Here is a 19,986-nt window from a genome sequence, read left to right on the forward strand (position 1 = left end):
TTACTGTGCCGCCTCGAAGAGTGAGAGCACCTCGACCTGCGGGTCGGTCAGCGTCAGCGTGACGACGGGGCGGCCGTGGCCCTCCGCCAGCACGCTCGCGTCTCCCGCGGCCTGTGCCTGGATGAGTTGTCCGAACGTGAACGGTCGCCCCGGGATTTCGAGGTCGACGTCGGTGCGTTCGAGGATCTGAAGGAACACGCCGGTTGCGGGTCCCCCCTTGTGGTACTGCCCGGTCGAGTGCAGGAAGCGCGGTCCCCACCCGAAGGTGGTGGGTCGACCGGAGTCGGCGGCCACCAATTCGCGCAGACCGGAGAGCTGGGCGAGCTCGTCACGGTCCACGTACGCCTGGATGCCGACGTACCCGTCCGCGGGCACGCGCGCCCAGAGGGCGTCGAGCACGCTCGCGAGGGTGCCCCCCGCGGCCAGGGCGGGATCGGACACGCGCACCTCGACACCGTCGAGGACGAGGGCGGGAGCCGTCGGCGCGGGCTGCGCGTCGAGCAGACCGCGCGCCGCCTGCTTGGCGGACTCCACGTCGGGCTGGTCGAAGGGATTGATGCCGAGCAGGCGTCCCGCGATCGCGGTGGCGTACTCCCACACGACGAACTGCGCGCCCAGCGATCCGCTCACCAGCACCTCGTCGGTGTGGCGCTCGAACAGGTGGAACGCGTTCGCATCGTCGACGAAGCGCACGACCCGCAGGTCGGCGGGCTTCGACTCGAGCTCGGGCGAGACGGGCAGCAGGACGACGGGCAGGATGCCGGTGCCCTGCTTGCCGGTGGACTCGGCGACGAGCTGCTCGATCCAGTCGGGCAGGCCGATCAGGTGTGTGCCGTCCGCGACCAGGCCCAGCTTGTCGCGTCGGTTGGCGCCGCCTCCGGCGATGGCCGCCGCCAGCACGAGCGCGGGGTTCTCGGGGGCGTCGATCGCGACCTCGAGGAGAGTGGCATCCGCTTCGTCGAGCAGGTCGTCGATGTCGACACCGGCGAGTCCCGCGGGCACGAGCCCGAACGCGGTGAGCGCCGAGTAGCGGCCGCCCACCTCGGGATCGGCGAGGAACACGCGGTACCCGGCGGCGTCGGCCTCGAGCGCGAGGGGCGAGCCGGGATCGGTGACCACGACGATCCGCGACGCGGGGTCGATGCCCAGGTCGCGGAACGCGGCCTCGAACGCCCGACGGGCCGAATCGGTCTCGATCGTCGACCCGGACTTGCTCGAGACGACCAGCACGGTCTGCTCGAGTCCACCGGACTCGGCGTCGCCGTCGATCGCGGCGAGCACCTGCGCGGGGGAGGTGGAATCGAGGATCACGAGGGGGACGCCCGCGGACTGCGCGATGACCTCGGGCGCGAGCGAGGAGCCGCCCATGCCCGCGAGGACGACGCGGGTCACGCCCTGCGCGACGAGCTCGTCGCGCAGGGCCGTGATCTCGGGCACGAGCGGGCGCGAGACGGAGACCGCCCGCACCCACCCGAGCCGACGGGACGCCTCGTCCTCGGCGGCGGAGCCCCACAGGCTCGCGTCGCCCGCGGTGATCCCCGACGCGATGAGCGAGCCGGTCAGCGCCGGCAGCTCCGCGTCGACGATCGATAAGGCGTGGCCCGTGGCCTTGACGGCGAAGCTCACTTCGCGGCCTGGGCGCTTCCGGCCTGCAGAGCGGTCTTCACGGTGTCCTGCAGCTCGTGCCACGAGGCGATGAACTTCTCGACGCCCTCGTCCTCGAGCGTCTGCGTGGCGTCCGCCACGTCCACGCCCGCGGCGGCGAGACGGTCGAAGACCTCGTGCGCCTCGGCGTACGCGCCGGTGACGGTGTCGCCCACGATCTCGCCGTGGTCGAAGGTCGCCTCGAGCGTCTTCTCGGGCATCGTGTTCACGGTGCCGGGGGCGACGAGCTCGGTGACGTAGAGCGTGTCGGGGAGCGCCGGGTCCTTGACACCCGTCGAGGCCCAGAGCGGACGCTGCACCGTGGCACCGGCATCCAGGAGCTTCTTCGCGCGGTCCTCCGAGAACTTCTTCTCGTAGAGCTCGTACGCCAGACGCGCGTTGGCGATACCCGCCTTGCCCTTGAGGGCGGCGGCCTCGTCAGTGCCGATGGCGGCGAGACGCTTGTCGATCTCGGTGTCGACGCGCGACACGAAGAACGAGGCGACCGACTGCAGGGTCGAGATGTCGTGACCGGCGGCGTGCGCCTTCTCGACGCCGGCGAGGTAGGCGTCGATGACCTCTTCATAGCGCTCGAGGCTGAAGATCAGCGTCACGTTGACCGAGATGCCGGCGCCGATGACCTCGGTGATCGCGGGCAGGCCCGCCTTGGTCGCCGGGATCTTGATCAGGACGTTCTTGCGGTCCACGCGGGCCGAGAGGTCCTTCGCCTGCGCGACGGTGCCCTCGGTGTCGTGCGCGAGGTCGGGCGAGACCTCGATCGACACACGCCCGTCGACGCCGTTCGTGGCCTCGAAGACGGGCAGGAAGATGTCGCACGCGTCACGCACGTCGTCGGTGGTGATCGAGAAGATCGCCTCGTCGACGTCGGCACCGGCCGCGGCGAGCTCCCGGACCTGGCCCTCGTAGGCCTCGCCCTTGGACAGGGCGCCGGCGAAGATCGTCGGGTTGGTGGTGACGCCCGAGACGTTGCGGGACTCGATCAGCTCGGCGAGGTTGCCGGACTGGATGCGCTGACGCGACAGGTCGTCGAGCCAGATGCTGACGCCCTGAGCGGCGAGGTCTGCGGTAGGAGTGCTCATGCTTGTCGTTCTCCTTCGATTACTTCTTCGCCGCGGCGAGCGAGTCGCGCGCGGCCTCGACGACGGCCTCTGCCGTGATGCCGAACTTCTGGAAAAGGGTCTTGTAGTCGGCCGAGGCGCCGAAGTGCTCGATCGCGACCGAGCGTCCGGCGTCGCCGACGATGCCGTGCCAGCTGAGCGCCGAACCGGCCTCGACCGACACGCGCGCCTTCACCGACGAGGGCAGGACGGACTCGCGGTACGCCTCGTCCTGCTCGGCGAACCACTCCAGCGAGGGGGCCGACACGACACGGGCGTGCACGCCCTCGGCCGCGAGCGTCTCGCGCGCCTCGACGGCGAGCTGCACCTCGGAGCCGGTGGCGATCAGGATCACGTCGGGCTCGCCGTTCTTGGCCTCGGCCAGGACGTACGCGCCCTTCGTCGCACCCTCGGCCGAGGCGAACTCGTCACCGGATGCCGCGCCCTCGCCGCGGGCGAAGACGGGGATGTTCTGACGCGTCAGGGCGATACCGGCGGGGCCGGCCGTGCGGCGCAGCAGCTCGAGCCACACCACGGACGTCTCGTTCGCATCGGCGGGACGCACGAGGGCGAAGTTGGGGATCGCGCGCAGCGTCGCCAGCTGCTCGATGGGCTGGTGCGTCGGGCCGTCCTCGCCGAGGGCGACCGAGTCGTGCGTCCAGACGAAGATCGTCGGGATGTTCATGAGTGCGGCCAGGCGCACCGGGGGACGCATGTAGTCGCTGAAGATCAGGAACGTCCCGCCGAACGGACGGGTCGGTCCGTGCAGCACGATGCCGTTGAGGATCGCACCCATCGCGTGCTCGCGGATGCCGAAGTGCAGCACGCGGCCGTACGGGTCGCCCGACCACTCGTGCGTCGACCACGAGGCGGGGATGAAGCTCTTGGCATCCTTGATCGTGGTCAGGTTGGACTCGGCGAGGTCGGCCGAACCGCCCCAGAGCTCGGGGAGCTCGGCGGCCAGGGCGTTGATGACCGTGCCCGAGGCGGCGCGGGTCGAGACGTCCTTACCGGCCTCGAAGGCAGGGAGGACATCGGCGATGTCGGCGGGGAGCTCGCGGGCCTGCAGACGGTCCCAGAGCTGCTTGCGCTCGGGGTGGGCGGCGGCCCACGCGTCGAACTTCTGCTGCCAGTCGGCCTTGGCGGCCTCGCCGCGCTCGACCAGCTTGCGCGTGTGGGCGATGACCTCGTCGGCGACGGCGAAGTGCTCCTCGGGGTCGAAGCCGAGGACCTCTTTGGTGGCCTTGAGCTCGTCGGCACCCAGGGCCGAGCCGTGGATCTTGCCGGAGTTCTGCTTGCCGGGCGAGGGCCAGCCGATGATCGTCTTGAGGATGATGAGCGAGGGCTTGGCCGTCTCGCCCTGGGCGGCCTCGATCGCGGCGTTGAGCGCGGCCACGTCCTCGACGTACTCGCCGGTCTTCTTCCAGTCGACCGTCTGCACGTGCCAGCCGTAGGACTCGTAGCGCTTCTGCACGTCCTCGGTGAAGGCGACGTTGGTGTCGTCCTCGATCGAGATCTGGTTGGAGTCGTAGATCGCGATGAGGTTGCCGAGCTCCTGGTGGCCGGCCAGCGAGGAGGCCTCGCTGGTGACACCCTCTTGCAGGTCGCCGTCGCCCGCGATGACGTAGACGTAGTGATCGAAGGGGCTCTCGCCGGCGGGGGTCTCGGCGTCGAACAGGCCGCGCTCGTAGCGGGCGGCGTAGGCGAAGCCGACAGCGGAGGCGAGACCCTGGCCGAGCGGGCCGGTGGTGATCTCGACGCCCGCGGTGTGTCCGTACTCGGGGTGGCCGGGGGTCAGCGAGTCCCACGTGCGCAGGGCCTCGAGGTCCTTCTTCTCGAGGCCGAAGCCGCCGAGGTACAGCTGCACGTACTGCGTGAGCGAGGAGTGACCGACGGAGAGGATGAAGCGGTCGCGGCCGGGCCAGTGCGTGTCGGCCGGGTCGTGGCGCAGCACCCGCTGGTACAGCAGGTACGCGGCGGGGGCCAGCGACATGGCGGTTCCGGGGTGGCCGTTGCCCACCTTCTCGACGGCGTCAGCCGCCAGGATGCGTGCGGTGTCCACCGCGCGCCGATCGATCTCGTCCCATTCGAAGTCCGACAACACGGTGCCTTTCTCGATCCTGCGCCCGGTTCACGATCCGACGTCCGCGCTCGCCACCGTAGGAGTGGGAGGGGGGTGGGGTGTCGGCGCGGGGCGCGCGTTCTTCGCCAGCATAGCGAGATAGGCCGACCCCGTTGCCGTTCGTGACGGGGGGTCGACAGGCGGCCGGGCGTGTGGTGGGGATGGCATAGAATCGGAGGGATATATACGCGCTACCCCGGGGGACGATGGACATCTCGACGACGTCGCACGTCATTGCGACGACCGATCGCCGCTCCGTCGGACGCACCCTTCGGGCCTACGTCGCTCTGACGAAGCCCCGCGTCCTCGAGCTGCTGCTGGTGACCACCGTTCCGGTCATGATCCTCGCGCAGGGCGGCCTTCCGAACCTCTGGCTGATCTTCGCCACGGTGATCGGCGGTTCGCTGAGCGCCGGCTCGGCGGCCGCGTTCAACATGTACCTCGACCGCGACATCGACGCGCACATGCAGCGCACCGAGAACCGTCCGCTCGTCACGGGCGAGGTGTCACCGCGCGGCGCGCTGACGTTCGCGTGGACGCTCGCCGTGGTGTCGACCGTGTGGTTGTGGGCGTTCACCAATCCCCTCGCCGCAGCGCTGTCGGCGGCGGCGATCTTCTTCTACGTCGTCATCTACACGATGATCCTCAAGCGCCGCACCGAGCAGAACATCGTCTGGGGAGGCATCGCGGGCTGCTTCCCGGTGCTGATCGGCTGGTCGGCGGTGACGGGTTCGCTGTCGTGGGCACCGTTCATCCTGTTCGCGCTGGTCTTCCTGTGGACCCCGCCGCACTACTGGCCCTTGTCGATGAAGTACGCCGCGCAGTACGACGGCGTGGACGTGCCCATGCTCGGCGCGACCCGCAGCGGTTCGCAGGTGGGGCTGCAGGTCATCCTCTACGCCTGGGCGACGGTCGCGTGCTCGCTCCTGCTCATCCCCGTGGCGCCGATGGGCCTGGTCTACACCGTGTCCGCCCTCGTGTTCGGCGGGTGGTTCATCTACGAGTCGCACCGCCTGTACTCGCGTGCCGTGCGCGGCGGCGAGCCGCGGCCGATGCGGGTCTTCCACGCGTCGATCACGTACCTGACGCTGCTCTTCGTCGCGATCGCCGTCGATCCGCTGCTGCCGTTCTGAGCACTCCCGACGACGCCCATCTCGTGGAGGTGGGCGTCGTCGTGTTCCCGCCCACGGTTCCGGGATGCCGCCGCGGCGCCGCACCCGCGCGGGTCTTCGCTGGCGCCGAATGGCGCGGGTGAGGGTGTTGGGCGACGTTTCGGCGCCGATGAAGCGCGGCGCGGGCGTTGCGGGTTTTCGGTGGTGCCGAATGGCGCGGATGAGGGCGCGGGCGACGTTTTGGTGCCGATGAAGCGCGGCGCGGGCGTTGCGGGGTCTTCGCTGGCGCCGAATGGCGCGGGTGAGGGCGCTTTGCGACGTTTCGGCGCCGATGAAGCGCGGTGCGCGCGGTGCGGGGTTTTCGGTGGCGCCGAATGGCGCGGGTGAGGGCGCTGGGCGACGTTTTGGCGCCGATGAAGCGCGGTGCGGGCGTTGCGGGGTTTTCGCTGGCGCCGAATGGCGCGGGTGAGGGCGCTGGGCGACGTTTTGGCGCCGATGAAGCGCGGAGTGGGCGTTGCGGGGTTTTCGCTGGCGCCGAATGGCGCGGGTGAGGGCGTTTTGCGACGTTTCGGCGCCGATGAAGCGCGGTGCGCGCGGTGCGGGGTTTTTCGGTGGCGCCGAATGGCGCGGGTGAGGGTGTTGGGCGACGTTTCGGCGCCGATGATGCGGCCCAGGGAGCGCGGCGACACGCGCGCGGCGGCGGGAACGGCAGCCGGGTACGCGAAAGCGCCCGCCCCCGATGCGGGAGCGGGCGCCTTCGCGACGCGGGGTCAGCGACGCGTGGCGTCGTCCCCGGTGTCGAGACGGGGCTCGTCGTGGCGCGTGGCAGCGGCCTGCGGGGGAGCGGGGGCCGTCGAGGGCACCTCGACATCGGCATCCTCCACGGCGAGCGGGGTCGCGGTCGTGGCGGGGGTGGTCGACGCCGCGGTGTAGGGGGCGGCGCCGAAGGCCTCGGGGGCGGTCTCGTCGTCGCTGTTCCAGTCGATGGTCTCGACCGCGACATCGGGACGGCGCACGAGCGCGGTCGCGGCGGCGAGGGCGAGCGCGAGGGCGATGCCGATCGCACCGGCACCCAGGACGGCGGCACCGACGACGACCCACGACTGGCCGACGTAGACCTGCACAACGGTGGCGTTCGGGTCGTTGAGCACCTGCTCCATCGCGTCGATGCCGTTCAGGACGATCGCGAGTCCTCCGGCGATGGCGGCCACGGAGGCGACGACGAGAACCCAGAACGGGATGCTGGTCACCAGGCGGGGACGGGTCTGCATGGAATCACTCCTTCATCTTCCGGCGGGGAGCCGGACGGGGTCCCGTCGTGGGGGACGGCGGGACGGTTCCGGGCGCAGGGGCACCCGGAACGACCAGACTGACCTACCCGCGTCCATGCCGCCTAGGGGTCGCCGATGAATGCCCTATGAGCGTATAAGGGCGTCCGAGTCGACCGCGCGGCGGGGTGATGTCAGCCGCGCGCGGCGATCCGCTCGCGCTCCGGCGCCGACGGTTCGACGGCGGTCGGCTGCTTCAGTCGCAGTACGACGACGGTCATCGTCGCGGCGGCGAGGGCGGCGAGCACCATGTGCGTTCCGACGGCCAGCTCGGGCAGTCCGTTGCGCGCCTGGTAGAGGCCGACGGCGATCTGCACCAGCTCGACCGCGAGCAGCGCGGTCGCCCAGCGGCGGACAGGCAGGCCGCGGCGCCAGGCGATCACGACGACCGCGAGCGTCAGGGCGAACAGGGCGTACCCCGGCCAGGCGTGCACGTGCTCGAGCACCTGGGCGTCGAAGCCGTTGCGCACCGACGCCTCGTCACCGGAGTGCGGGCCGGCGCCCGTGGTGAGCACTCCGAACACGATCGTCAGGGCGAGCACCGCGGTGGTCGCGTGCACCAGACCCGCGAACCAGCGCGGTACGGCGAGTCGGCGGGGACCGGCGGGCTGATACATCCGCACCAGGAAGGCCGCGCAGACCGCCACCAGCGACACCGACGCGACGTAGTGGAAGCCGACGATGAAGGGGTTCAGGCCCGTCAGCACGGTGACGCCGCCCACGAGCGCCTGGGCCACGATTCCACCGAGCACGACGAGCGCCAGGACGAACAGCACGCGACGCTCGTGGCGCATCCGCCACACCATCACGACGACGGCGAGGGCCAGGATGCCGACCAGGCCCGTCAGCGTGCGGTTGCCGAACTCGATGATCCCGTGGATGCCCATCTCGGGGGTGTTCACGAGGGAGTCGGGCGTGCACCGCGGCCAGGTGGGGCAGCCGAGGCCCGAACCGGTCAGGCGCACCGCCCCGCCGGTGCCGATGATGAGCACCTCGGCCACGAACGACAGCCACGCGAAGACCCGCACCCGGCGGTCGACCCGGGTGGGCAACCAGGCGCCGAGCCGGCGCAGCACCGCGGGGACGCGGGACGAGGTGGGGGAGGACGGGGCGGAGGGCATGCGTACGGCTTCCTGGCGTCGGGACGTTCCCGGCGTTCGGGAGAGCGGGCCTGCCATGCCGGGAGCGGGTGTTGCCTGTAGAATCGAAGGGTCCGTGTGCAGCGCTCACGCGAACCGCACGAGACACAGTCTAGGCGCGCAGCCAGCGCCTTCGAGCGGGCCCACCAGCGACGAACCTGGGACTTCGACCGGAGTCCGGAATGTCGGGGCGGATGACACCGTTGTGGCCCGAGAAGGAGAGTGATCACCATGTCCGATGTCCTCATCGACCGACCAGAGCTCGAAAGCCTGGGGCAATACGAGTTCGGCTGGCACGACACCGACGCGGCGGGCGCCATCGCGCAGCGCGGCATCAACGAAGAGGTCGTCCGCGGCATCTCGGCTCTGAAGTCCGAGCCCGAGTGGATGCTCAAGACGCGCCTCAAGGGCTACCAGCTCTTCGGCAAGAAGCCGATGCCCACGTGGGGCGCCGACCTGTCGGAGATCGACTTCGACAACATCAAGTACTTCGTGCGCTCGACCGAGAAGCAGGCCCAGACCTGGGAAGACCTTCCGGAAGAGATCCGCAACACCTACGAGAAGCTCGGCATCCCCGAGGCCGAGCGTCAGCGCCTCGTCGCCGGCGTCGCCGCGCAGTACGAGTCCGAGGTGGTCTACCACCAGATCCGTGAGGACCTCGAGCAGCAGGGTGTCATCTTCATGGACACCGACACGGCGCTGCGCGAGCACCCCGAGTTCTTCGAGGAGTACTTCGGCACGGTCATCCCGGCCGGCGACAACAAGTTCGCCGCGCTGAACACCGCGGTGTGGTCGGGCGGGTCGTTCGTCTACGTCCCCAAGGGCGTGCACGTCGAGATCCCGCTGCAGGCGTACTTCCGCATCAACACCGAGAACATGGGGCAGTTCGAGCGCACCCTGATCATCGCCGACGAAGACAGCTACGTGCACTACATCGAGGGCTGCACGGCGCCGATCTACAAGAGCGACTCGCTGCACTCGGCCGTCGTCGAGATCATCGTGAAGAAGAACGCCCGCGTGCGCTACACGACGATCCAGAACTGGTCGAACAACGTGTACAACCTCGTCACCAAGCGCGCGGTCGCCCACGAGGGCGCCACCATGGAGTGGGTCGACGGCAACATCGGCTCCAAGGTGACGATGAAGTACCCCTCGATCTACCTGATGGGCGAGCACGCCAAGGGCGAGACCCTGTCGGTGGCCTTCGCCGGTCCCGGTCAGCACCAGGACGCCGGCGCCAAGATGATCCACATGGCGCCGCACACGCAGTCCTCGATCGTCTCGAAGTCGATCGCCCGCGGCGGCGGCCGCGCCGGCTACCGCGGAGAAGTGCGGGTGGATGCCAATGCGCACCACTCCGCGAACACGGTGCGCTGCGACGCCCTGCTGGTCGACACCATCTCGCGCAGCGACACCTACCCCGCGATCGACATCCGCGTCGACGACGTGCAGCTGGGCCACGAGGCCACGGTCTCGAAGGTCAGCGAGGAGCAGCTGTTCTACCTGCAGTCCCGCGGCCTGCCCGAGGACGAGGCCATGGCCATGATCGTGCGCGGCTTCATCGAGCCGATCGCCCGCGAGCTGCCCATGGAGTACGCGCTCGAACTCAACAAGCTCATCGAGATGGGCATGGAAGGATCCGTAGGCTAAATGACGACTGCGACGCAGACCCCCGCAGCCGCCGAAGGTCATATCGACCCGGCCGCCCTCGTGGCATCCCTCGTTCCGGTGCAGACGCGCTCGGAGCGGGCGACCTCCTTCGACCCGGCCGATTTCGGCACCCCCACGGGTCGCGAGGTCAACTGGAAGCTCAGCCCCATCGACCGGCTCGCGCCGCTGTTCGTCGACCAGGCCGGCCCGACCGGCATCATGACGGTCGACGTCGAGGCCCCCGCGGCCGTCGAGCAGCTGCGTCTGGCCGCCGGTGACGCCCCGCGCGGCGAGCACTTCCGCCCCGAGGACCTGCCGGCGGCCCTCGCCTGGACGCACGAGACCGAGGCTCCGCTGCTGCGGATCCCCGCGAACGTCGAGCTGGACGAGCCGATCGTCGTGCGCCTGACGGGCACGGGCGGGCTGGCCCACGCCCACGTCGTGATCGAGGCGCAGCAGCACTCGCGCGGCACCGTGGTGCTGCGTCACGAGGGTTCGGCCCAGCACGCGCAGAACGTCGAGATCATCGTGCGCGACGGCGCCGATCTCACGGTCGTGTCGGTGCAGAAGTGGGATGACGACGCGATCCACGCCTCGTCGCACCAGGCCCGCGTCGACCGCGACGCCAAGCTCACGCACGTCGTGGTGAGCTTCGGCGGCGGCGTCGTGCGGGTGAACCCCTCGGTCGAGCTGTCGGGCGCGGGTGCCGAGGGGCGCCTGTACGGTCTGTCGTTCTCGGACGCGGGTCAGCACCTCGAGTCGCAGGTCTACCTGCACCACAAGGGTCCGCACACCGTCGGCGACGTGCTCTACAAGGGCGCGCTACAGGGCGAGAGCGCGCGCAGCGTCTGGATCGGCGACGTCCTCATCGGACCGGATGCCACCGGCACCGACTCGTACGAGGCCAACCGCAACCTGGTGCTCACCGACGGCGCCCGCGCCGATTCGATCCCGAACCTCGAGATCGAGACGGGCGACATCCAGGGCGCCGGCCACGCCAGCGCCACGGGTCGCTTCGACGACGAGCAGCTGTTCTACCTGCAGGCCCGCGGCATCGCCGAGGACGAGGCGCGCCGTCTGGTCGTGCTCGGCTTCCTCAGCGAGATCGTGCAGCGCATCGGCATCCCGGAGCTCGAGAGCGAGCTCATCGAGGCCATCGAGCGCGAGCTGGCCGAGGGGGCGGCCGCGTGAGCGCCACGCGCGTGTGCGCTCTCGACGAACTGGTGCAGGACGAGGCCCGACGCGTCGAGATCGACGGCGTCGCGATCGCGGTCGTGCTCGACGGCAACGGCGAGGTCCACGCGATCGGCGACGTCTGCACGCACGGCGACATCTCGCTGTCGGACGGCTTCGTCGAGGGCGAGACGCTGGAGTGCTGGGCCCACGGCTCGGCCTTCTCGCTGACGACCGGTCGACCGCTGAACCTCCCGGCCTACGAGCCGGTGCCCGTGTACGAGGTCGTGATCGACTCCGGCGACGTGCTCATCGATCCCACCGTCACCAAGGCGACGGCCTGAGCCGCGCCCCCACGACCCGAAGACTTCTTTAAGTAAGGAACCCCATGTCTGTCCTCGAGATCCGCGACCTCCACGTGACGGTCGAGACGGAGAACGGTACGACCCCGATCCTCAACGGCGTGACGCTCACGATGCGCACCGGTGAGACCCACGCCATCATGGGCCCCAACGGCTCCGGCAAGTCGACCCTGGCGTACACGATCGCCGGCCACCCCAAGTACACCGTCACGAGCGGCTCCATCACGCTCGACGGTGAGGACGTGCTCGAGATGAGCGTCGACGAGCGCGCCCGCGCCGGCCTCTTCCTCGCGATGCAGTACCCGGTCGAGATCCCCGGTGTCACGGTCACCAACTTCCTGCGCACGGCCAAGACGGCCATCGACGGCGAGGCCCCCGCGATCCGCTCGTGGACCAAGGACGTCAAGGGCGCCATGGAGAACCTGCGCATGGACGCCAAGTTCGCGTCGCGCAACGTCAACGAGGGCTTCTCGGGCGGCGAGAAGAAGCGTCACGAGATCCTGCAGCTCGAGCTGCTCAAGCCGAAGATCGCCGTGCTCGACGAGACCGACTCGGGCCTCGACGTCGACGCGCTCAAGATCGTGTCCGAGGGTGTCAACCGCGCCAAGGAGCAGACCGACCTCGGTGTGCTGCTCATCACGCACTACACCCGCATCCTGCGCTACATCCGCCCTGACTTCGTCCACGTCGTCGTCAAGGGACGGATCGTCGAAGAGGGCGGGCCCGAGCTCGCCGACCGACTCGAAGAAGAGGGTTACGACCGCTTCCTCGAGGCCGGTACGCCGATCGACGCGTAGGATCGTTACATGACCGCAACCCTCGCTCCCGAGAAGTACGACGAGGTCACCGAGGCCCTGAAAGACGTCATGGACCCCGAACTGGGGATCAACGTCGTCGACCTCGGCCTCATCTACGACCTCGCCTGGGACGACGAGAACGACGCGCTCGTCATCCACATGACCCTCACCTCGGCCGGCTGCCCGCTGACCGACGTGCTCGAAGAGCAGACCGCTCAAGCCCTCGACAACGTCGTGGACCGCTTCCGCATCAACTGGGTGTGGATGCCGCCGTGGGGTCCTGAGCGGATCACCGACGACGGCCGCGACATGATGCGCGCGCTCGGCTTCGCGATCTGAGACCAGACGTCTCGAACGCCCATCCCCTCGGGGGTGGGCGTTCGTCGTCTGCGGGTACCGGATCCCGGCGCGTTGCGAATCCGCAACACTCGGCCGCCCTCCGTTGCCGTCGTCCGATCCGCGCTGGCACACTGCGCGCATGAGTACGCGCGCCACCCGGATCGCCGCGGGCCTGATCCCTCTGCTGCTCGTCGCGCCGTTGGCATCCGGGTGCACTCCCGACGCCCTCCCGGCGGCCGACGCGAGCCCCGCCCCCGTCGCCACCGACCCCCGCGTGGACGCGCTCGCATCGGTGACGGATGCCACGATCGACGCCGCGGTCGCCGACATCGACGCCTCGGTGCGGGCCGCGATGGACGCCACCGGTACGCCCGGGGTGGCCGTCGCCGTCGTGCACGGCGGAGAGACCGTCTTCGCGCGCGGGTACGGGGTGCGAAACCTCGACACCGGCGAGCCGGTCGACGAGAACACGGTGTTCGCGATGGCATCCGTGTCGAAGTCGATCGGGGCGACCGTGGTGGCGCGCGCGATCGACGAGGGACTGATCACGTGGGATACCCCGGTGCAGAAGAACCTGCCCTCGTTCGCGCTGTCGGACCCCTGGGTGAGCGAGAACCTCACGATCGCCGATCTGTACGCGCACCGCTCGGGCCTGTACGAGCACGCCGGCGACGATCTCGAGGAGATCGGCTACGACCGCGCGGCCGTCCTGCAGAGACTGCGGGCAGTGCCGCTCGGGGGGTTCCGCAGCACGTACGCCTACGGCAACTTCGACATCACGGCCGCGGCCGAGTCGGTCGCCGCGGCGGCGGGCGAGGACTGGGCGGACCTGTCGGAGCGTCTGATCTACGGTCCCCTCGGCATGGACGACACCTCGTCGCGGTTCGCCGACCTCGCGGGGCGCGAGAACCGTGCGATGGGGCACCAGCGCGTGGACGGGACGTGGGTCGTGACGCCCGAGCAGCGCCGGCCCGACGCGCAGTCGCCGGCGGGCGGGGTCAGTTCGAGCGTCACCGACATGGCGCGGTGGATGACGATGGTCCTCGCCGCCGGGGCCGGCGACGATGCGCTGGTCAGCCGCGCAGCGCTGCTGCCCGCGGTCACCCCGCAGATCATGACCGGACGCGATCCCGCGCAGTCGACGATGGACCAGCGGGCGGGCTTCTACGGGTACGGCTTCAACGTCACCACGACGGCCGGAGGGCTCGTCGACGTCAATCACTCCGGTGCCTTCCGCCTGGGAACCGGCACGACGGTGAAGATGCTCCCCGCGGCCGACCTCGGCATCGTCGTGCTGTCGGACGGAGAGGCGAACGGCGTCGCCGAGGGCATCGCGGGGCGTTTCGCCGACATCGCCCAGTACGGCGCACCGCGTCAGGACTGGCTCGCGCTGTACATGAACGTCTTCGCGCAGATGGCGCAGCCGATGGGCGAGCTCGCCGGAGAAGAACGACGCGCGGATGCCGCGCCCCCGGCCGCCCTCGAGGACTACGCCGGGGTGTACCGCAACGACTACTTCGGTGACGCGACCGTGCGGGTGCAGGACGGCGCCCTGCAGCTCGCGCTGGGCCCGACCGGCCGGTGGACGCTCTCGCCCTGGGACGGCGATGTCTTCACGTTCGCCCCGACCGGCGAGAACGCCACCGAGGGCACCGTGTCGCAGGCGACGTTCTCGGCCGACGGCACCCTGGTGCTGGAGTACTTCGACGAGCACGGCATGGGGACCTTCCGCCGATGAGGCGCGTGACGGGATGTGTCACCGTCCCCGGGGACCGCGCGGCGCCGGCCGGTAGCCTCGGAGGGTGAGCGTCACCCCTCTGCAGGCCCTGCCCCTGGACCTTCTGCGTCAGCGCTCGAGCACGAAGTGGCGCTCGTACGCCGAGGACGTCATCCCGATGTTCGTGGCCGAGACCGACTTCCCGCTCGCCCCCGCCATCACGGCCGCCCTGCACCGCGCCGTCGAGATCGGCGACACGGGGTACACGCCGCCGCGACCCGGGATCGACCTCGACTTCGCCGCCTACGCGGAACGCCGCTGGGGCTGGACGGTCGACCCCTCGCGCATCCGGTGGACGGGCGACGTCATGATGGGCGTGGTCGAGGTGCTGCGCGCCGTGACGAGGCCGGGGGACCGGGTCGTGGTGACCCCGCCCGTCTACCCGCCGTTCTACGACACCGTCGAAGAGGCGGGAGCGGTCGTCGAGCGCGTGCCGCTCGTCGACGACGGAGAGCGCTGGAGCCTCGACCTCGCGGGGATCGAGAGCGCCCTGGCCGCGGGGGCGCGCGCGGTGCTGCTGTGCAACCCGCACAACCCCACCGGCACGGTCCACTCCCGCGAGAGTCTCGCGGCTCTCGCGCGCCTCGCCGCGCACTACGGCGCGAGCGTCGTGAGCGACGAGATCCACGCGCCCCTCGTCCACGCCCCGGCGGTGTTCACGCCGTTCCTGGATGCCGCTCCCGAGGCGGCCGCCGTCGGCTACGCCGTCACGAGCGCGAGCAAGGCGTACAACCTGGCCGGCTTGAAGTGCGCCGTCATCGTGACGGGCGCCGAAGGGACGGCGACCGTCGTGAGGGGTCTGCCGTGGGAGGTCGAGTGGCGGGCCGGCCTGTTCGGCGTCATCGCCAACCGCGCGGCTTTCGCGGCCGAGAGCGACGAGTGGCTGGAGGGGCTGCTGGCGGCTCTCGACGAGAACCGCCGGCTGCTCGCGGACCTGCTGGCGGAGCACCTGCCGCGGGCCCGCTATCGACTCCCGGATGCCGGCTTCCTGGCGTGGGTGGACGTGTCGGCGTACGGCTGGGGCGACAACCCGGCTCCGCTGATCCGCCGCGAGGCGAAGGTGGCGTTGCACCACGGTCCGCTGTTCGGCACCGAGGGGATCGGCCACGTGCGCATCAACGTCGGGTGCGCCCCCGAGGTGCTGCGCGAGGCGATCGAGCGGATCGGCCGGCTCGCGGGGGAGCGCCGCGAGTAGCTCGACGGTGGGCGATGTCGGCCGCGGATTCTGGCATCCGAGGATAGGTAAGGATATCCTTAGCGAGTGAAGACAGCCACGCGTCCCGCCTACCGCCCGTACGTCGCCGTGGTGAAAGAGGCGCGGCGCCTGTCGCCGCACTTCGCCCGCGTGACCTTCACCTGCCCGGACTTCGAGGTGTTCGGCACCGATCGACGCGATCAGCGCGTCAAGCTCGTGCTGCCCGGCGCCGACGGCCGGCTGTGCGACATCGGCCAGCACGATCCCGACGCGATCGACAACGGCGAGTGGTACACGCGGTGGCGCGACCTGCCGGATGCCGAGCGCATGCCGTTCCGCACCTACACCGTGCGCCGCATCGACCCCGAGGCGCTCGAGCTCGACATCGACTTCGTCCTGCACCACGACGCGGGTCCCGCGGGGAGCTGGGCCGAGAACGCGGCGGCGGGGGACGGCATCCTGATCGTGGGTCCCGACGCCCGCAGCCCCGAGTCCGCTCAGGGCATCGACTTCCACCCCGGTACCGCCCAGCGTCTGCTGCTGGCGGGCGACGAGACCGCGGCCCCGGCCATCGGCGCGATCCTCGAGGGGGTCGGCGCCGGATTCGTCGTCGACGCCTTCGTCGAGGTGCCGACGATCGACGACGCCCTGCCGTTGGCACCCGGCGCCCTTCCGATCACGTGGGTGCCCCGCGGCACCCGGCCCCACGGCGAGGCGTTGATCGAGGCCGTCGAGGCGTGGACCGCGGCATCCGGAGCCGTCCTCTCGCGCGCCGCGGCGCCGCGTCCCCAGGAGCTCGAGGACATCGACCTCGACGTCGACCTGCTGTGGGACAGCCCCGACGACAGCGAGGGCGAGTTCTACGCGTGGATCGCGGGGGAGTCGCAGATGGTCAAGACGCTCCGGCGCCTGCTGGTGCAGGGTTGCGGCGTCGACCGCAAGCGCGTCGCCTTCATGGGGTACTGGCGAGAGGGTCAGGTCGAGCGCACGGCGTGACGGCGGGGCCGGGATCCTGGTGAACGCCCCGCGCGGCCGAGCCGTGCGGGGCGTTCGCGGTCGTCGGGCACCGGCCGGCTTTTCGGGTCGTGGAGCGCCTGATCGGGCATGATGAGCGGTCGTCCCGTCCACGACCGTGGGCAGGGCGCTCAGGCGGGCGCGATCAGCTCGCGCTGATCGTCCCGTCCACGACCGTGGGCAGGGCGCTCGGTCGGGCGCGATCAGCTCGCGCTGATCGCCTCGTCCACGACCGTGTGGTGGCGCCCGATCGGCACGATCATCGGGCGGCCGGTGAGCGGGTCGGGCACGACGCGGCTGCGCAGGCCGAAGACCTCCTGCACCGTGTCCTCGGTGAGCACCTCGACGGGCGTGCCCGCGGCGACGATGCGTCCCGCGGCCATCGCCACCAGGTGATCGGCGTAGCGCGCCGCGAGGTTCAGGTCGTGGAGCACCATGGCCACCGTCGTGCCGCGTTCACGATTGAGGTCGGTGAGCAGGTCGAGCACGTCGATCTGGTGGCTGATGTCGAGGAACGTCGTCGGCTCGTCCAGCAGCAGGACGTCGGTCTCTTGCGCGAGGGCCATCGCGATCCAGACGCGTTGGCGCTGGCCGCCGCTGAGCTGGTCGACGTGACGGTCGGCGAGGTGGGAGGTGTCGGTGGCGTCCAGTGCTCGCGCGACGGCGTCGTCGTCGGTCCGCGTCCACCGCGAGAGGGCGCCCTGGTGGGGGTGCCGGCCCCGGCTGACGAGATCGGACACGGCGATCCCGTCGGGAGCGACCGGCGACTGGGGCAGCAGGCCGAGCACGCGGGCGACCTGCTTGGTCGGCATCCGGTGGATGGCCTTGCCGTCGAGCAGCACCCGGCCCGCGCTCGGGGACAGCAGACGCGCCATGGCCTTGAGCAGGGTCGATTTGCCGCACGCGTTGGCGCCGACGATCGCCGTGACCCGACCGGGGGGCAGCGAGAGGTCGAGCGTGTCGACGATCGTGCGGTCTCCGTAGGCGAGGGTGACGCCCTCGGCGCTCAGCGTGCGCTCGGCGGTCATCGCGAGATCCCTTCGGTGCGTGCGGTCGGGCGGGGCGCGGTGTCGCGGGGGGTCATAGCGACGTTCCTTCGGATCGGCTGCTGCGGACGAGCAGGAAGATGAGGTAGGGCGCACCGAGCACGCCGGTGATCACGCCGACGGGCAGGCGCGTGCCGAACGCGTACTGCGCGGCGAAGTCGGCGACGAGGACGAGCAGCGCCCCCATCAGCCCCGCGGGCAGCACGGGCGAGCCGACGGGACCCAGCAGCCGGACGGCGATCGGTCCGGCCAGGAACGACACGAAGGCGATGGGCCCCGCCGCGGCGGTGCCGAAGGCCAGCAGACCGACGGCCGCCACGATCAGCAGCAGGCGGCTGCGCTCGACGGGAAGGCCGATGGCGGCGGCGGTGTCGTCGCCCATGCGCAGGATCTCGAGGCGGCCCGACAGCACGAGCAGCACCGGCCCCAGGACGAGGACCGCGAACAGGACGGGCAGGGCACGATCCCACGTGGCGTCGTTGAGGTTGCCGGTGATCCAGCGCATCGCGGCGGGCAGGTCGTACTGCGCGGCGCGCGCGACGACGTACGACACGACCGCCTGGCACATCGCGGCGACGCCGATGCCGACGAGGATGAGGCGCGCGCCCGAGCTGCCGTCGCGGTACGACAGCAGGTAGATCGCCAGCGCGGCGACCAGGGCCGCGCCCATCGCCAGGAACGACACCGCGGTCTCGCCCCAGCCGAGGACGACGATGCCGATCACCGCGGCCGCGCTCGCGCCCGTGTTGATGCCGATCACGTCGGGGCTCGCGAGGGCGTTGCGCAGCATCGTCTGGAACACGACGCCGCCCATGCCGAAGCACAGGCCGGTGAGCAGGGCGGTCATCGCGCGGGGCAGGCGCAGCTCGCCCACGGTGAACGACGCGCCGGCGACGCGCTGACCGGTGAGGACGCCCCACACCTCGGCGGGGGAGTAAAAGGTCTGTCCGAGCATGAGGCTCAGGGCGAACGACACCAGCACCAGCGTGGCGAGGACCGCCGTGACCAGGGTCCACCGACGACGGCGTCGGCGCCGACCGGAGACGACGGATGCCAGGGTGTCGGGTGAGGAGGACGGGAGGAGGCCGGGACGGGACGGAGCGGTGGTCACAGGGCACGCATCCTCTGCCGGCGCACGAGCGCGATGAAGAAGGGGGCGCCGATGAGGGCGGTGACGATGCCGACCTCGATCTCTTCGGGGCGGGCGACCACGCGCCCGACGACGTCGGCGAGCGTGAGCAGGGCCGCCCCGCCCAGGGCCGAGACGGGGAGGAGCCACCGGTGGTCGACCCCGACGATCAGGCGGAGCATGTGGGGGATGACGAGCCCGACGAAGCCGATGGGCCCGGCGACGGCGGTCGCGGCGCCGCAGAGGACGACGGCGCCGGCCGTGGCGATCAGGCGCGCCGTGCGCACACGGGCGCCGAGGCCCGCCGCGAGCTCGTCGCCGAGCGCGAGGGTGTTGAGCGCGGGGGCGCTGGCGAGGCACACGATCAGGCCGACGATCAGGAAGGGCAGCACCTGTCCGACGGTCTCGGGGGTGGCGCCACCCACCCCGCCGATCTGCCAGAAGCGGAAGACGTTCATCACATCGGTGCGCGGCAGCAGGATCGCGCTCGTCAACGAGCTGAAGGCGACCGCGGTGACGGCGCCGGCGAGGGCGAGCCGCAGGGGGGTGGCGCCGCCGGAGCCCAGGGAGCCGATCGCGTAGACGAGCACGGCCGCGCCCGCGGCGCCGAGCATGCCGACCCAGATGTACATCGAGGGCGAGCTCAGGCCGAAGAAGGCGATGCCGCTGACGATGGCCAGGCCGGCTCCGCCGTTGATGCCGAGGATCTGCGGGTCGGCGAGCGGGTTGCGGGTCGCGCCCTGCAGGACCGCACCCGAGACGGCGAGGGCCGCGCCCACCAGGATCGCCAACAGGGTGCGCGGGATACGTTTGGCGACGGCCGCGGCCGAGGCGGTGTCGTTCGAACCGGTCAGCCCCGCCCAGACGTCGGACGCCGTCACGTCGCGGGCGCCGAAGGTCACCGAGAGGACCGCGGCGACGACGAGGACGACGACCAGGGCGGTGAGGCCGACGACGCGCCGCCGTCCCCAGCGACGCACGCGGGCGTCGCCGGGGACGGTGGATGCCGCAGCGAGAGCGGTCATCGCGCCGACGCGTCGA

The 19,986-nt window shown here is 70.8% G+C and carries 17 protein-coding genes; 9 read left to right on the plus strand and 8 right to left on the minus strand.

Annotation, left to right across the window (positions count from 1 at the left end; all coding sequences use genetic code 11):
- Genes DC432_RS07830 through tkt form a run of 3 tightly spaced genes read right to left on the minus strand, consistent with a single transcriptional unit; the run spans position 1 to position 4,863 of the window.
- Positions 1–1,626: a glucose-6-phosphate isomerase gene (locus DC432_RS07830; protein ID WP_116537385.1), complete on the minus strand. Its 1,626-nt coding sequence runs from the start codon at positions 1,624–1,626 to the stop codon at positions 1–3.
- Entirely contained in the window at positions 1,623–2,744 is a 1,122-nt protein-coding gene (tal, locus tag DC432_RS07835; RefSeq protein ID WP_116537386.1) for a transaldolase, read from the minus strand. Before tal ends, DC432_RS07830 begins: the two co-directional genes overlap by 4 nt.
- A 19-nt stretch (positions 2,745–2,763) precedes the next feature.
- Positions 2,764–4,863, minus strand: a complete 2,100-nt coding sequence (tkt, locus tag DC432_RS07840) for a transketolase (RefSeq protein WP_116537416.1) — start codon at positions 4,861–4,863, stop codon at positions 2,764–2,766.
- 227 nt (positions 4,864–5,090) lie between these two features.
- Between tkt and DC432_RS07845 the strand changes: the two genes are divergently transcribed.
- On the plus strand, positions 5,091–6,017 hold the full coding sequence (locus DC432_RS07845) for a heme o synthase (protein ID WP_108318081.1): 927 nt from the start codon (positions 5,091–5,093) through the stop codon (positions 6,015–6,017).
- A 749-nt stretch (positions 6,018–6,766) separates the two neighbouring features.
- Here the strand turns inward: DC432_RS07845 and DC432_RS07850 are convergent.
- Both DC432_RS07850 and DC432_RS07855 read right to left on the minus strand, forming a co-directional pair.
- Complete coding sequence (locus DC432_RS07850; RefSeq protein WP_116537387.1) at positions 6,767–7,267, minus strand: dinucleotide-utilizing enzyme; 501 nt, start codon at positions 7,265–7,267, stop codon at positions 6,767–6,769.
- A gap of 191 nt (positions 7,268–7,458) precedes the next feature.
- Positions 7,459–8,445, minus strand: a complete 987-nt coding sequence (locus DC432_RS07855; RefSeq protein ID WP_116537388.1) for a COX15/CtaA family protein — start codon at positions 8,443–8,445, stop codon at positions 7,459–7,461.
- 249 nt (positions 8,446–8,694) lie between these two features.
- Between DC432_RS07855 and sufB the strand changes: the two genes are divergently transcribed.
- From sufB to DC432_RS07895, 8 genes are all read left to right on the plus strand, one after another.
- Complete coding sequence (gene sufB, locus DC432_RS07860) at positions 8,695–10,113, plus strand: Fe-S cluster assembly protein SufB (protein WP_108319073.1); 1,419 nt, start codon at positions 8,695–8,697, stop codon at positions 10,111–10,113.
- Positions 10,114–11,304 carry a Fe-S cluster assembly protein SufD gene (gene sufD / locus DC432_RS07865; RefSeq protein WP_116537389.1) on the plus strand — a complete coding sequence of 397 codons (1,191 nt, stop codon included), beginning with the start codon at positions 10,114–10,116 and terminating at the stop codon, positions 11,302–11,304.
- Entirely contained in the window at positions 11,301–11,630 is a 330-nt protein-coding gene (locus DC432_RS07870; protein WP_108319069.1) for a non-heme iron oxygenase ferredoxin subunit, read from the plus strand. Before sufD ends, DC432_RS07870 begins: the two co-directional genes overlap by 4 nt.
- A 44-nt stretch (positions 11,631–11,674) precedes the next feature.
- On the plus strand, positions 11,675–12,445 hold the full coding sequence (sufC, locus tag DC432_RS07875) for a Fe-S cluster assembly ATPase SufC (protein ID WP_058625386.1): 771 nt from the start codon (positions 11,675–11,677) through the stop codon (positions 12,443–12,445).
- Positions 12,446–12,454: 9 nt separating this feature from the next.
- Positions 12,455–12,784 carry a metal-sulfur cluster assembly factor gene (locus DC432_RS07880; protein WP_013586729.1) on the plus strand — a complete coding sequence of 110 codons (330 nt, stop codon included), beginning with the start codon at positions 12,455–12,457 and terminating at the stop codon, positions 12,782–12,784.
- Between the two features lie 139 nt (positions 12,785–12,923).
- Positions 12,924–14,522, plus strand: coding sequence for a serine hydrolase (locus tag DC432_RS07885; protein WP_116537390.1), 1,599 nt, complete (start codon positions 12,924–12,926; stop codon positions 14,520–14,522).
- 64 nt (positions 14,523–14,586) lie between these two features.
- On the plus strand, positions 14,587–15,756 hold the full coding sequence (locus tag DC432_RS07890; protein WP_116537391.1) for a MalY/PatB family protein: 1,170 nt from the start codon (positions 14,587–14,589) through the stop codon (positions 15,754–15,756).
- A 66-nt stretch (positions 15,757–15,822) separates the two neighbouring features.
- Positions 15,823–16,752, plus strand: a complete 930-nt coding sequence (locus tag DC432_RS07895) for a siderophore-interacting protein (RefSeq protein WP_116537392.1) — start codon at positions 15,823–15,825, stop codon at positions 16,750–16,752.
- 221 nt (positions 16,753–16,973) lie between these two features.
- Here DC432_RS07895 and DC432_RS07900 read toward each other — a convergent pair whose 3' ends face one another.
- Genes DC432_RS07900 through DC432_RS07910 form a run of 3 tightly spaced genes read right to left on the minus strand, consistent with a single transcriptional unit; the run spans position 16,974 to position 19,970 of the window.
- Complete coding sequence (locus DC432_RS07900; protein ID WP_116537393.1) at positions 16,974–17,798, minus strand: ABC transporter ATP-binding protein; 825 nt, start codon at positions 17,796–17,798, stop codon at positions 16,974–16,976.
- 52 nt (positions 17,799–17,850) lie between these two features.
- Positions 17,851–18,927, minus strand: a complete 1,077-nt coding sequence (locus DC432_RS07905; protein WP_165801219.1) for a FecCD family ABC transporter permease — start codon at positions 18,925–18,927, stop codon at positions 17,851–17,853.
- Positions 18,924–19,970, minus strand: a complete 1,047-nt coding sequence (locus tag DC432_RS07910) for a FecCD family ABC transporter permease (RefSeq protein WP_116537394.1) — start codon at positions 19,968–19,970, stop codon at positions 18,924–18,926. The genes DC432_RS07905 and DC432_RS07910 overlap by 4 nt, the downstream gene beginning before the upstream one ends.
- Between the last annotated feature and the right edge of the window lie 16 nt (positions 19,971–19,986).

Source organism: Microbacterium testaceum (assembly GCF_003075375.1).
In the GTDB taxonomy this organism is placed as follows: domain Bacteria; phylum Actinomycetota; class Actinomycetes; order Actinomycetales; family Microbacteriaceae; genus Microbacterium; species Microbacterium testaceum_E.

Bases quoted from the DNA above. Each gene is read 5' to 3' on its own strand.
- sufC (WP_058625386.1), top strand. From the start codon at position 11,675: ATGTCTGTCCTCGAGATCCGCGACCTCCACGTGACGGTCGAGACGGAG.
- sufB (WP_108319073.1), top strand. From the start codon at position 8,695: ATGTCCGATGTCCTCATCGACCGACCAGAGCTCGAAAGCCTGGGGCAA.
- DC432_RS07885 (WP_116537390.1), top strand. From the start codon at position 12,924: ATGAGTACGCGCGCCACCCGGATCGCCGCGGGCCTGATCCCTCTGCTG.
- tal (WP_116537386.1), bottom strand. From the start codon at position 2,744: ATGAGCACTCCTACCGCAGACCTCGCCGCTCAGGGCGTCAGCATCTGG.
- DC432_RS07855 (WP_116537388.1), bottom strand. From the start codon at position 8,445: ATGCCCTCCGCCCCGTCCTCCCCCACCTCGTCCCGCGTCCCCGCGGTG.
- DC432_RS07900 (WP_116537393.1), bottom strand. From the start codon at position 17,798: ATGACCGCCGAGCGCACGCTGAGCGCCGAGGGCGTCACCCTCGCCTAC.
- sufD (WP_116537389.1), top strand. From the start codon at position 10,114: ATGACGACTGCGACGCAGACCCCCGCAGCCGCCGAAGGTCATATCGAC.
- DC432_RS07850 (WP_116537387.1), bottom strand. From the start codon at position 7,267: ATGCAGACCCGTCCCCGCCTGGTGACCAGCATCCCGTTCTGGGTTCTC.
- DC432_RS07910 (WP_116537394.1), bottom strand. From the start codon at position 19,970: ATGACCGCTCTCGCTGCGGCATCCACCGTCCCCGGCGACGCCCGCGTG.
- DC432_RS07845 (WP_108318081.1), top strand. From the start codon at position 5,091: ATGGACATCTCGACGACGTCGCACGTCATTGCGACGACCGATCGCCGC.
- DC432_RS07880 (WP_013586729.1), top strand. From the start codon at position 12,455: ATGACCGCAACCCTCGCTCCCGAGAAGTACGACGAGGTCACCGAGGCC.